Source organism: Paenibacillus marchantiae, assembly GCF_028771845.1.
Classification (GTDB): Bacteria; Bacillota; Bacilli; order Paenibacillales; family Paenibacillaceae; genus Paenibacillus; species Paenibacillus marchantiae.
In genome coordinates this window covers 5,154,414-5,167,160 of record NZ_CP118270.1, presented here as the reverse complement: position 1 = coordinate 5,167,160, position 12,747 = coordinate 5,154,414, and the positions used below count along the sequence as shown (strand labels likewise).

General features: G+C 41.3%; 10 protein-coding genes. All 10 read left to right on the top strand.

What is annotated here, in order from left to right; all coding sequences use genetic code 11:
• Positions 1 to 30: 30 nt before the first annotated feature.
• The 10 genes from PTQ21_RS23185 (at position 31) to PTQ21_RS23140 (ending at position 12,626) form a co-directional block, all read left to right on the top strand.
• Positions 31 to 477: a LytTR family DNA-binding domain-containing protein gene (locus tag PTQ21_RS23185; protein ID WP_197521386.1), complete on the top strand. Its 447-nt coding sequence runs from the start codon at positions 31 to 33 to the stop codon at positions 475 to 477.
• Between the two features lie 12 nt (positions 478 to 489).
• Complete coding sequence (locus PTQ21_RS23180) at positions 490 to 918, top strand: DUF3021 family protein (RefSeq protein WP_064637450.1); 429 nt, start codon at positions 490 to 492, stop codon at positions 916 to 918.
• Between the two features lie 150 nt (positions 919 to 1,068).
• Entirely contained in the window at positions 1,069 to 2,373 is a 1,305-nt protein-coding gene (locus PTQ21_RS23175) for an alpha/beta hydrolase family protein (protein WP_274567307.1), read from the top strand.
• 668 nt (positions 2,374 to 3,041) lie between these two features.
• On the top strand, positions 3,042 to 3,323 hold the full coding sequence (locus tag PTQ21_RS23170; protein ID WP_082935040.1) for an ArsR/SmtB family transcription factor: 282 nt from the start codon (positions 3,042 to 3,044) through the stop codon (positions 3,321 to 3,323).
• 62 nt (positions 3,324 to 3,385) lie between these two features.
• On the top strand, positions 3,386 to 4,432 hold the full coding sequence (locus PTQ21_RS23165; RefSeq protein WP_274567305.1) for an LLM class flavin-dependent oxidoreductase: 1,047 nt from the start codon (positions 3,386 to 3,388) through the stop codon (positions 4,430 to 4,432).
• Positions 4,433 to 4,525: 93 nt separating this feature from the next.
• Positions 4,526 to 5,698 carry an MFS transporter gene (locus tag PTQ21_RS23160; protein ID WP_274567303.1) on the top strand — a complete coding sequence of 391 codons (1,173 nt, stop codon included), beginning with the start codon at positions 4,526 to 4,528 and terminating at the stop codon, positions 5,696 to 5,698.
• A 1,180-nt stretch (positions 5,699 to 6,878) separates the two neighbouring features.
• Complete coding sequence (locus PTQ21_RS23155) at positions 6,879 to 7,619, top strand: LytR/AlgR family response regulator transcription factor (protein ID WP_063562652.1); 741 nt, start codon at positions 6,879 to 6,881, stop codon at positions 7,617 to 7,619.
• Position 7,620: 1 nt separating this feature from the next.
• A complete protein-coding gene (locus PTQ21_RS23150) occupies positions 7,621 to 8,919 on the top strand; it encodes an ATP-binding protein (protein WP_063562651.1) in 1,299 nt (432 codons plus the stop codon).
• A 118-nt stretch (positions 8,920 to 9,037) separates the two neighbouring features.
• On the top strand, positions 9,038 to 11,089 hold the full coding sequence (locus tag PTQ21_RS23145) for a serine hydrolase domain-containing protein (protein WP_274567302.1): 2,052 nt from the start codon (positions 9,038 to 9,040) through the stop codon (positions 11,087 to 11,089).
• 184 nt (positions 11,090 to 11,273) lie between these two features.
• Positions 11,274 to 12,626 (top strand): FAD-binding oxidoreductase, encoded by a 1,353-nt coding sequence (locus tag PTQ21_RS23140; protein ID WP_072733169.1) that lies wholly within the window; start codon positions 11,274 to 11,276, stop codon positions 12,624 to 12,626.
• The last annotated feature ends 121 nt before the right edge of the window (positions 12,627 to 12,747 follow it).

Genomic DNA, 12,747 nt, shown 5'->3' with positions numbered 1-12,747 from the left:
CGTTAACAAGTTTTAATTCGAGTTTTTGAGGTGATTTTCATCGAAATTTTCATCGAAGTTATAGACCATACAGAAGAAGAGGAGATCCGCATCAGGTGTCACCAAGTAGACGAAGAAATATATGAGCTCGTTAATAAAATAAAAACCGAAACGCTCATTATACTTGGTTACCATGAGGATAAGATCAGCCGCATCAAACTTAGTGATATTTATTATTTTGAAGCTGTTGACGGCAGAGTGTTTGCGTATGGTAAGAACAACGTTCATGAAGTCAAACAAAAGCTTTATGAACTTGAGGAACTATGCAGAGAAAAGCATTGTTTTCGCGCCTCCAAATCCACCGTCCTAAATATAGCTAAGATTACCAGTATTCATCCGTCGATTAGCGGCCGTTTTCAGGCATTATTGGATAACGGGGAAAAGGTAGTCATATCACGGCAGTATGTGCCCATGCTTAAACACATGCTTGGATTATAAAGGGGGACCTACATGAAGTATTTTGGCCTCATCAAAGAAATGATCAGAGATTTCTTAATTATATTCGCCTCCATCATGATAATCATCACTATATTACGGCAAATCTATACTCCTGATTCTAGTTTTGAGTTAAACACGATTTTCACAATTATGGCGTTCTCTTTTCTGGGTGCTTTAACTGGAAGCATATTATATATGCCGCATTCGATTAGCGAGAATAAAATGCGCTTGTGGGTAGTTTTTCATTTTCTCTTTCTGGAATCTGTTTTAATTTCTCTCGCTGTCATATTGAATCTCGTATACACCACTTCCGGTATATTATTATTGGCTTTGCAAATTGCCGTAGTATATGCGATCGTTCGCCTGCTGGCCTATAGGAGCGACAAAAAGGAAGCTCAAATGATTAATGAAAGATTAAAAACATTTAAAAACGAGAATTAGAAGGTATACAGAACGCAGAGTAGTACACTTCATTGCGTTGTTTTTTACAACTTAGTGGCCCTCAGCTACAGCTTATCGTTTATGCGTATACACATCCTCTACCATTTCTTATGATGAACTCATAAAAAGTTGGAGGAGGAGAGAAGACTTATGGAGATTTTAATACTTATTGTTATGTTGGTTTTTGAGCTTGCAATTGCCGTTTATTCCATTGCAACCAAGCAAAGCCAAAGCAAGATAAAGAGTTGGATGAGAATCACAACATTTATAGTATTCATAATGCTGATCTTAGGGAAAATCGTCGTATGGGAGTACACTTGGGGGCTGTTTGCAGGCTTGCTCTCTATATTAGCTTTCAAAGAAATGGTTGCACTCCTGCGCAAACAAACACATACTCCGGGTTACAAAGTTTATTCTACGATTTTAAAATTCCTTTTGCTAGCACTGACTATCGTTGTCACTCTTGTTCCGGTTTTACTTTTTCCACAGTATAAATTGCCGCAAGTGACAGGTCCATATGCAGTGGCCACCGCCATTTACAGCTATGTGGACATGAATCGTATTGAAGAATTTACGGATCGAGAAAACAATCGGTTTGTTAACGTAGAATTTTGGTACCCTGAAAAGGCAGACGGAACCTATCCTTTGCTTGTGTTCTCCCATGGAGCATTCGGTATTAAAGCAAGCAACACTTCTACCTTTACAGAACTTGCGAGCCACGGTTATGTCGTCGTTTCCATTGATCATCCTTATCATTCTTTTTATACCATTTCCAAGGATAGAAAGATTGCGACAGTTAACCCCGAGTATATGCAAGAAGTCAATAATGCAAATAAAGCAGGTTTTTATTCGCTTGGTGAGTATTTTGAGCTTACTCAAAAATGGATAACATTGCGAACTGATGATATGGATTTTGTCATGGATACTATTCTAGAACAAGCAGTGCAAAATAAAGATCCTGTATATGAGAGAATCGATATACAGAAAATAGGCGTGTTCGGTCATTCTATGGGTGGAGCGGCAAGCGTAGCACTGGGCAGAGAACGCGATGACATTGACGCAGTGGTAAATATAGATGCTCCGTTCTTTAGCGAACTTTCGTATGATGAAGCTGCGAACGAACTATCTGTAAAATCCGAAGTTTACACAATTCCGCTTCTTAACATTTATTCGGATGATGTATGGGTACAGCTGGACAGCAGCTCTTCTTATATCGCGAATAAAATTTCAAATGAAAATTTTAAAGGAGCATACACCGTTCATTTTAAAGGCGCAAAACATTTAAGTTTGACTGATCTACCTTTATTCTCTCCTATATTGGCGGACCTGTTGCAAGGTGGAAAAGCAGATATCGATAAGTATTATGCGATTGAAACTCAAAATGAACTTATCCTTCGTTTTTTTGACTCTGTGCTAAAGAATCAAGGTCAGTTTGCTCCAAAAGCGACGTATTAAGTATCTGTCGAGTTAATGAATTTAAGTAATGTGGGCAAGTAAAACAATTGTGAACACGAGATGAATTATGCGAAGGACAAAGATGGAACGATAGGAAGCAGTGTAATCTTTATATACTAGATTATTAAACTAACGAGTAACGTTAGTTTAATAATCAATGAGAAGTCTGTAGGTTTGTAGACTGTTCATTTTTCGTTGAGTTATCCATTTGTTTGTGAAGATTCCAAGTTCATACTGAAGTGCACATCACGTATTGGAAGCATGAGTTTACCAAATGGCAAACTTATGGGTTAAGTCGTACTACATGAGACTTAACCCATAAAGGGATCAGATTTTATCCATAAGTATGTCAGAAAATGCTTAGAATTTTGGTGTTTTCGTGATATTTTAAATGTAATTGTAAGCATAAGTTTGCCATAAGCCGAAATTGTAAGCATGAAGTGCCGTGAATCCCCATTAGTACGCTTATGATACAGATACAGCCATATAATCAAGTCAGCTTTCTTTTCGTTAAGCTAACGAGCGTTAGCATGGCGACGGCCCACTATCTGTTCTTCAGGCAGGTTAAGCGATAATGTAGTCTCTTTACATTTCAACAATAGGGTGCTATAATCACTTCTACACTTATAGAAATGTGGAATAACGCTTAGAAAGGAGATTATTTTCCAGTGGCTGAAAACGAATTGGAAATGGTTCAGGCGGTCAAAGTATACAAAGCTTTAGGCGAACCCACACGTTTAAAAATCGCAGTGATGTTAGCCAAAGAGAGTAATCAATGTTTTACAGCTATTGGTGAACGACTAAAAACCGTTGCTGGTTCAACATTGTCACACCACCTGAAGCAATTAACCGACTCTGGCTTAATCAATTCATCTAAAAGTGGATCATTTGTCCACTATAGTGTTAATCAGGAAGTGGCAGAGAAATTTGCGCCTTATTTGCTGGCGTAAATTTTTTTAAATATCATTTCGACATTTCTAGAAGTGAAGAACTGAAAAAGGAGCGAATGAGAATGAAAGAAAAGTCAATCATGGAACTGGGAATCACCACCTTTCTCCATACAAATCCAGAACATGGTGGTGTATCCCCGGCCGAGAGGCTACGACAAGCGATCGAGGAAATTCAATTGGCTGATCAGGTTGGGCTCGATGTATATGCTATTGGAGAACATCATCGAATCGACTATACAAGCTCATCACCGGCGGTCATTCTTGCGACTGCAGCATCTACAACTAAGCGGATTCGGCTATCTAGCGCTGTAACAGTGCTCTCTTCGGATGATCCTGTCCGTGTATATCAGGATTTCGCAACACTGGACGTTCTATCTAAAGGGCGAGCCGAGATCATGGCTGGACGTGGCTCTTTTGTTGAATCGTTTCCACTATTTGGATATGAATTAAACGACTATGAAGAGTTGTACGAAGAGAAACTTGAACTATTATTAAAAATACGAGCTAATGAAAAGGTGCAATGGAGTGGTGGACATCGTCCAGCTATAAATAATATGGGCGTATATCCCCGTGCTGAGCAGGACCCATTGCCAGTATGGATAGCCACTGGCGGCAGTCCTGAGTCGGCGGTTCGAGCTGGTAAGTTAGGACTTCCTGTTATCTTCTCGATTATCGGTGGAATGCCAGAACGTTTTGCACCATTGGTGGAGCTATATAAGGCAGCTGCCAAGAAAGCTGGACATGATCCCAGCAAGTTACAGATTGCATCCCATTCCCATGGTTTTATTGCGGAGTCGTTTGAAATAGCCGCTAAAAATTACTTTCCCGTTATGGCTGAACAGATGAATAAGATTGGACGAGAACGAGGGTGGGCACCTTACACTCGCGACACGTTCAAAGAAGCTTGCAACCTGCGTGGTGCTCTATATGTTGGAGATCCAGAATATGTGGCGGAGAAGATTCTGCTTGCACAAAAGAAATTAAGTTTGACCCGTTTCCTTATGTACGTTGATTTCAGTTCACTGTCTCATTTGGAATTGCTGCGGACGATCGAGTTTCTCGGGACAAAAGTTGCACCCATTGTTCATAAGGAGCTAGCAAGCAAATAAGAGGACTGTATGTAAGCCAATAATGTACAGCTCAATATTAAACTTTAGTTCGACAGTTCTAAAACTGAGGAAATGAATGTGAGGGATTTTATCATGAGAGATTCTTGGAAAATTTATGTTCTGGCCATGGTCAGTTTTTTGGTAGGAACATCTGAATTTGTAATCTCAGGTATATTGGATAGGGTAGCAGGCGATACCGGGGTGACACTGGCAGCAGCTGGTCAACTCATCACTGTCTATTCACTTGCTTACGCAATAGGCACTCCAATTTTGATCGCAATGACTGCAAAAATGGATCGAAGAAAGCTCATGCTGGCTGCTTTGACGCTATTTTTCATAGGAAATCTAGTCACGATTTTAACAACTGGCTTCTCTATGCTGCTAGGAGCTAGAATTATACTGGCTGTTGGCACGGGTGTATTTATGGTGGTGGCCCTGACCGTAGCTGCCAACACCGCTCAACAGGGCAAGCAAGGAAGTGCAATTGCTACAGTTCTTTTAGGCTTTAACCTTGCGCTTATTCTTGGTGTTCCACTGGGAAGAGTGATTGCTGGTTCATATGATTGGAAGCTCATTTTCACGGGGATCGGCGTGCTCAGCTTAATCGCAATGTTTGTTCTTCTATTGACAATTCCCAAGTCTAAGGGAGACACTCCTGTACCCCTACGTGAACAGCTATCCCTGCTTAAAACGCCTCGAATCGCTATCGCCTTATCTATTGGATTTTTCTGGATAATGGGTTATACAATCGTTTACACGTATATCTCCCCATTCCTTCTGAACATTACTGGAATGAGTGACCGAATGATTAGTGTTGGGCTCTTTGCATTCGGTATTGCCAGTCTTCTTGGTTCCCAAGTTGGCGGCTATGGTGCAGACAAATGGGGTATCCCTCGTACAATGATTGGCGGCTTGCTTTTCCATTCCGGAATCTTGCTTTTAATCACAGGATTCGCCCATACTTCCGTGTACCTCGTGTTTCCTTTACTTATGTTGTGGTCCTTTTTTGCCTGGTCAACAGGTCCTGTCCAACAGGTATATTTGATTGCCATGGCACCAAAAGCCTCGGGAATCGTCTTGAGCTTGAACACTTCAATCTTACAATTGGGGATGGCTGCTGGTGCCGTAATTGGGGGTATGGTAGTGGAAAACATATCGCTTCAAGCCGTTGGTTTTATTGGGGCCATCGGTGTTGCGCTTGGAGTCATTCCAGCAGTATTATCTTTATCTATGCGAAAAAAATCTGATATTAGGGTTAAAGAATAATTTAAACCAAAAGTCTGAGGTACTGGCGATTTGAACCAAGCGATAATTTCATAGTTAGAGTATATCTATGCTAGGGCCAAGATGCTACTTTTTATTGAAATCGACAGCCATCTTCAATATTCAACTAACGGGAAACGATAGCTCAATAATACCAAGAAAGCAGCTGATCAATGTGATCGGCTGCTTTTGTTCAGCTAACGGGCAGGTTAACGTAAGAAAATAAATATGGACGTGACTGAAATGGAGCTTTAAATATAGTTATACAGATTGAATTTGAAAATATTTTATAAGGGAAGAGAGACGGAGGAGAAGTTTGGTACTGTAGGAGCGATAGCGTCCGCTTTTGTCACCGGATTTCTACCGTGAATATATGGGAACAACAGGGGCCGGAAGTCGAAACATTCACTTCACTGGAGTCACATTATTTTGATTAAATTGATGGAACATCAGTATCAGTCGAGTTTTCATCATTTAAGGTTTTATTTAAGAGCAACGAATTGGGATGATTTTTAAGAAATTCTGCTTCATCTACTTTTAAAAAAATTCGTATTAGGTCCGATTTGATCTAACTTTCTTGCTATCTCAGATTCCTTAAAGATACTTTGTTCATCTGCTCGCAAGAACATGCCATGAGGTGTATATAGTTGACTAAAATACCCTTTTGCGAGTTTTGTTATACGTTACAAATAACCGTGATTATTTAAATCAGTATGGAAGTCATTTTGTGTATGGACTTATCAATGGCGGGGAATACTACGAGATTTTGGAAATTGAAAGCAAATCTGCTGAAGAACATCGGTCCATTAAAGCAGAGTTATCAGGAAAAGCATTAGTGGGAGTTATGAGTGCGTCGGCTTCCGGCTAGTGGTTGGCTTCTTTGACTTTAAAGATTTCATTTAAATGATAATTTAAACTTCCTCTAACTCGAATTGTATATTTGACGGGAATGTGCGTTTGCAGATGGGTGAATTGGAAGCATAAGTTATTTAAGCATTGAGCTTGAATGGAGTAGGAATAGATATCAAGAAAAGCCGATCAATGGATAAAATTGATCGGCTTTGTTGCGCTTTACGGTCTGAATCATGCGTTTCATCCGAATCTCGCTCTTAAACCTGTGATAAAATAGTATATTTGAGAGTGAAATTCAGCATCGATGTCGATGAAAGGCGGATGTTCAAACATGTTCAATGTTGCAATCTGTGATGACGAGGAGAACCAAAGAGAACTTGTAAAAACGATGCTTATCTCCTTATCTCTAAAAACGAATATTGATTTTCAAATTACATTATTTGCATCCGGTGAGCAGCTCGTCTCACATTATAAAAACGTTGGAGACACGTTTCATATCCTCATCATGGATGTGGAGATGAGCGGAATGAACGGAATCCAGACAGCCAAAGAAATCAGGAATATGAAGTATCTGGATGTGCAAATCATGTTTCTGACCAGCTACCCCGAGTATATGGTGGAGAGTTTTGATGTGGTTACTTTTCAATATCTGATCAAACCAATCCTGCCGGATATCTTCGAGGAGAAAATGATTAAGCTGTGCCAATATTTTATAGCGCTGGACAAAAAGTATGTACTGATTAAATCAGACTATGAAGAGCTTCTATTGAAATACGATGATATTCTCTGGATTGAGGTCATGAAGAGTTTGACGATCAAGAACAAATTAAAATTTGTGACTCAGGAAAATTCGCATGAGAGCAAAGGCATCTTATCCGGTTACGCTACCGCTTTGAAAGATCATGGTTTCTTGCAAATTCATCGCTCGATTATTATCAACCTGATGCATGTTCAGAAGTTTGCGGGTACTCAAGTCATCATGTTAAATGGTACGGAATTGCCTATAGGCCGCTCCAAAGTCAAGGAAGTCAAGGATGCTTATACCAAATATATGATCATGAGGATTCAGTGATATGGATATGTATGTATACTTGTCTGTGCTCGTCGTTCCTTTACTTATGGCATTCCAGGTGAATTTTTATTTCAATTCCGTGCTGGGCAAGTCCAGACGAAAGCCATATAGAGCAATCTATTTCATTGTATTTATCGTACTAGGGTATTTCTATTTGGTATCTTCATTTTCACCTGTCGTTTCGTCCGTTTTTGCATTGTTATTCATCTTCAGCCTGGCACAATCCTATGAAGTGGAATTCATCATAAAACTTGCTTTTACCATCCTCTATGCAGTACTGCTCACAACGGTAAATTACATTGCCGTATATATTATGAGTGCGATCGATTCCACGGATTACAGCATATGGGATCATTTCAACGTGGATTATCACTGGGTGTTCTCCAAAGTGATGTTGCTTGGTTGCAGTATCATGTTCATTGTTATCCAGATTGTGCGTTTGATTGCCAAACGGAGAAGTTTCGCTGTGCAATATCGTTATTATTTCTTGTTTCTGATCGTACCCACCATTACGATCTATCAGATCAATGTGGCCTCGACTTATAGTGAAAAAAATATATATTACGTCGTTTCCGTGCTGGGCTCTCTTTTTCTCAATGTGTTCATTGTTTATGTATTCGATAATATGGTGGAAAAGGTTCAGCTCGCACATGAAAATGTTCAACTACAGCGTCAGATGGACTATCAGGATGCCAACTATGAAAAGACAGTGCACAGTTTCAAAAACGTGAAAAGCATCATCCATGATACCAATCAGCAGTTCCTGTACATTGAAGAGTGTATCAAGCAAAACAAGCTTGATGCCGCAGGTGAGCATATTAAACTCACATTGAATAAGATTGAAGGAGCGTACCAGCGGGTGAACTCCGGCAATCTTGTTATCGATGCCCTTGTTACGAATACCATCGCCGTGGGGAAGGCAAATGGGATCAAAGTCGACACCCGTATTCAACTCCATTCACAACATCTCCATATCGATCGTTATGATCTGTGCGTTGTGCTCGGCAATATGTTGGATAATGCCATCGAAGCTTCCAAGAAAGTTAGACATGCCGAAGACAGGTATATCCTGGTTGCAATTCACTCCACGGCGTCTGCACTCGTAATCCAGATTCTAAATCATGTGGAGCAAAAATTGACTCACCTCAAGAGTGAGAAGCCCAATCCCGAGTTCCATGGGATCGGCTTAACCAATATATCGAGAATGTGCGACAAGTATGGCGGACATATGAGTATCGAGAATAATCATCGGACATTTAATAACATGGTCGTTCTTCCTTTTGACATGAACAGTCTCTGAACATACCGTTCGGGGATTGTTTTTTTCCATTCAGGGTTCGTTATCGTTCTATATGCTTCTTCCCCGATATGATGAATGTAATTATATGAGCAGTATCATAAGGGAGGAAGTTATTATCATGAAGAAACTAATCAGTATGCTATGTACGGCTGTACTTGTAGTCATTCCGATGACAGATGTCAGTGCAGAGACGAACAAGATGGGAGCGATTGAAGATCAGGCTGGGCGACTCGCCACAGAGATGGTGCAGAATTATGGTGTCACAGGTTTACAATATGCGATCATGGATGAAGGGAAGATCATTTTGTCCGACAGTGTTGGATTCCAGGATAAAGCATCCAAGACACCAGTCGACAAGAATACCATGTTTGGAATAGGCTCCGTTAGCAAAATGGTTGTCACGGCTGCCACCATGATGCTGGTGGATTCCGGTAAAGTGGATCTGGATCAGCCCCTCACTTCCTATATTAAAGATTTTGAAATGGCAGACGCCCGATATACCCAAATAACCCCGCGAATGCTCATGAACCATTCCTCCGGGCTTTATGGCACCCATTATGGAAACAGTATGTTATTTGACGATACCGATACCCGCAATCATGATGAATTACTGCTCAAACTAAAGTCAGAGAAATTGAAATCAACCCCGGGGGCCTTTTCCGTCTATTGCAATGATGGCTTTCAGTTGCTTGAGATATTGGTTGAACGTGTGAGTGGATTGAGCTACAGCGAATTTATTGCCAAGTTCATCAGTGAGCCGTTACAGCTGCAAGCAACCAAGACACCGCTTGATTCTTTTGATAGAAAACAATTGTCTGAAACATATTGGCCTACCTTTGAAACGAAACTGCCTGTTGAAAATGCCAATATCATCGGTGCAGGTGGAGTCTACTCGACTGCAGAAGAATTAAGCAAGTTCGCTGAAGTGTTGATAGGAAACAAACCGGATATTCTGTCCAAATCAGCAGCAGAGTCCATGCAAAATCATGAATATCGTCGGGGAATATGGGTGTCCGAAGAGAGAAATACCTTCAACTATGGTCTCGGATGGGATGCTGTAGCGCTAGCACCGTTCAGCGATTATGGCATTACCGCACTTGCCAAAGGTGGAGACACCATGATGTATCATGCCTCATTAATCACTATACCGGAACATGATATATCAATAGCGGTCCTATCTTCGGGCGGGTCTTCTATTTATAATCAGATGTTTGCCACTAAAGTTCTGCTGGAGGTTCTTCAGGATCAAGGCATCATCGACGAGATAGAGCCTGAACAAACTTTCTCACCACCTGTCAAAACAACGATGCCATCGGAATTAACGGCGTATTCAGGCCACTATGGTACGGTAGGTTCAACCCTTGATATAGAGGTTAAGAATGGCGAGATCGCACTTCCGGCTATGCAGGGAGGACTTATCCCGGAGCAGAATTACGTATACACGGGTGAAGGGGAATTTACGAGTAACGATGGAAGTGTGAAGGTCAGCTTCGAGAAAGAAAGCAACGACAAGGTGTATTTTAAAGTTCAGGCGAATATCACGCTGCCTGGATTAGGCCAAACGGTCATGAACACATATGATTATCAAAAATTGGAAAATAATTCGCTGGATACAGCATCGAAAGAGAAATGGAAGGCTAGAAACGGCTCGAAATATTACGCGCTGGATGAAAAGATAACGTCGATCTTCTATCTGGTGCCATCGATGCTGATCAAAAACCTGACCGTAGATGTGGAGAACGGTTATGCGAATGGCAACCAAATTGTAGATCCGGATAATGCAGAGAATGTTGCCCAGATTCCTGTGATGAACGGAAGAGATGCTTTCGATCTGCATTTCCGCACGAAGAACGAAGCGGAGTACTTAACTCAGGATGGACAGGAGTATATTGCGGAGGAAGCCATTACACCAATCTTCGGTGGGAAAAAAGGCATCACCACCATCCCTTCAAACGGTCAAGCTCGGTGGTATGCCATCGATTCCCGCTCGGCGAACAAAACGTTAACCGTGGATTCTCCGGAGAGTGGAGGTTATGCGGTATATAACGATAAAGGTGAAGCGGTTCAATTCTCGAAAGCAACCAATCAACAATCAACGCTGCTTCCCAAAGGTGGTTTTATCGTCTTTGGTGGTGAAGTGGGAGATGTTTTCAAGCTTCAACTAAAGTGATTGCATAAGGAAAAATGATTTCATTCGAAAATATCGGATCTGAGCGTAGGTTGCTCGTGATCCGATATTTTTCTTTTTGTATACGCCCAAACACAACATGATTCCCCTTCATAGGTTATATGGAATCAGCCTAATTTGTTAATGAAAATTATGTGTTTTCATAACTAAGGAGTTGGATAGATACGTGATTTCAAAAGTTAAGCTTACAGGGCGAGTGGTGTTTAAAGGTGACCCTGGATATGAAGTGGCTCGGAAGAACTGGGATCCGCATACGGACAGATTCCCTAAAGTTTTTGTGTTTGCTCAAAAAACACAGGATGTAGCCAATGCCATAAGATGGGCACGTCAAAATAAGGTCCCTATTCGTCCGAGAAGTGGGAGGCACGCTTTAGAGCCCAACCTATCACAAGTCAATGGTGGTATTGTCATCGACGTTAGCGAAATGAAGAGAATCAAATTAAACAAAAAAAGCGGAACGGCCGTCGTGGAGACAGGTAATCGGGTAGGAAGAATCGTGGATACGTTGGCTCGACAAGGATATATGGCCCCATTTGGTGACAGTCCAACGGTTGGAATTGGTGGAATAACACCTGGTGGTGGAATTGGTCCACTGCAAAGGACAACGGGTCTCATCTGTGATAATCTAATCGAGCTCGAAATGGTTGACGCTAAAGGGCGGATTATTCGGGCGAACAAAAAGAAAAATTCCGATCTTCTGTGGGCTACACGTGGCGGCGGAGGCGGTAACTTCGGTGTATACACTAAATATAAATTCAAGGTGCGGCGCTCTCCAGCCAAAGCTACTGTATTTAGTATCACATGGCCATGGAATCAGTTCGAAAAAGTCGTGAAGAAATGGCAAGTATGGGCGCCTAATGCCAGTACCAAGCTGGGAAGTGAATTAAGTGTGGGTCCCAAAAAAGGCGGCAATGTTAGCATGATAGGGGTATACCTCGGTTCGAAGAGTGAAGCCCTCCGTCAGTTGGAACCCATTCTTAGCGTAGGAACGCCTACCAAAAAAAGCATTCTGTACCTGCCATACAGGGCAGCCACGAAGTTTTTGCTAGCCCCAGATCCTGTGCTCACTCAAAGGTACAGCAACCAGTTTTCCAGTGGCTTTGGTAGACAGCCATTCCCGGATAAAGCCTTCAAAGTCATGCGTGAGTTTCTGGAAAATGCAGAGGAAGGTACACCAGCCGGTTTCTATTTCCTTAACTGGGGCGGTGCTGTAAGTCGAGTCGCTCCTCAAGCCACTGCGTTTTATTGGCGAAAAGCTGAATTTTATGTAGAATGGAACAGCTCATGGGTGAAGCCATCGCGTGCAGCTAAAAATATTGCTTTGACTCGGAACACAAGAAAGAAATTGCAACCTTATATTGTTGGGTCGTACATTAACGTACCAGACCAAGGTATTAAAAATCCAGGGCCGACCTATTATGGAAAGAACTACGCCAGATTGAGAAAAGTAAAAGCGAAATATGATCCGAAAAATGTGTTTAATAACCCGCAAAGTATTCCGCCAGCTAAATTAAAATAGGGTACGATTTCCAAACCGTTAATTCTGAAAAGAGTTAACGGTTTTTTTGACCTTTCTAATCGTTGTATTTACTATTTATTGTAGAGTAAGATGTAAAAAATAATATTTATACTGCAACGGG

Bases quoted from the DNA above. Each gene is read 5' to 3' on its own strand.
- PTQ21_RS23180 (WP_064637450.1), top strand. From the start codon at position 490: ATGAAGTATTTTGGCCTCATCAAAGAAATGATCAGAGATTTCTTAATT.
- PTQ21_RS23175 (WP_274567307.1), top strand. From the start codon at position 1,069: ATGGAGATTTTAATACTTATTGTTATGTTGGTTTTTGAGCTTGCAATT.
- PTQ21_RS23165 (WP_274567305.1), top strand. From the start codon at position 3,386: ATGAAAGAAAAGTCAATCATGGAACTGGGAATCACCACCTTTCTCCAT.
- PTQ21_RS23160 (WP_274567303.1), top strand. From the start codon at position 4,526: ATGAGAGATTCTTGGAAAATTTATGTTCTGGCCATGGTCAGTTTTTTG.
- PTQ21_RS23155 (WP_063562652.1), top strand. From the start codon at position 6,879: ATGTTCAATGTTGCAATCTGTGATGACGAGGAGAACCAAAGAGAACTT.
- PTQ21_RS23150 (WP_063562651.1), top strand. From the start codon at position 7,621: ATGGATATGTATGTATACTTGTCTGTGCTCGTCGTTCCTTTACTTATG.
- PTQ21_RS23145 (WP_274567302.1), top strand. From the start codon at position 9,038: ATGAAGAAACTAATCAGTATGCTATGTACGGCTGTACTTGTAGTCATT.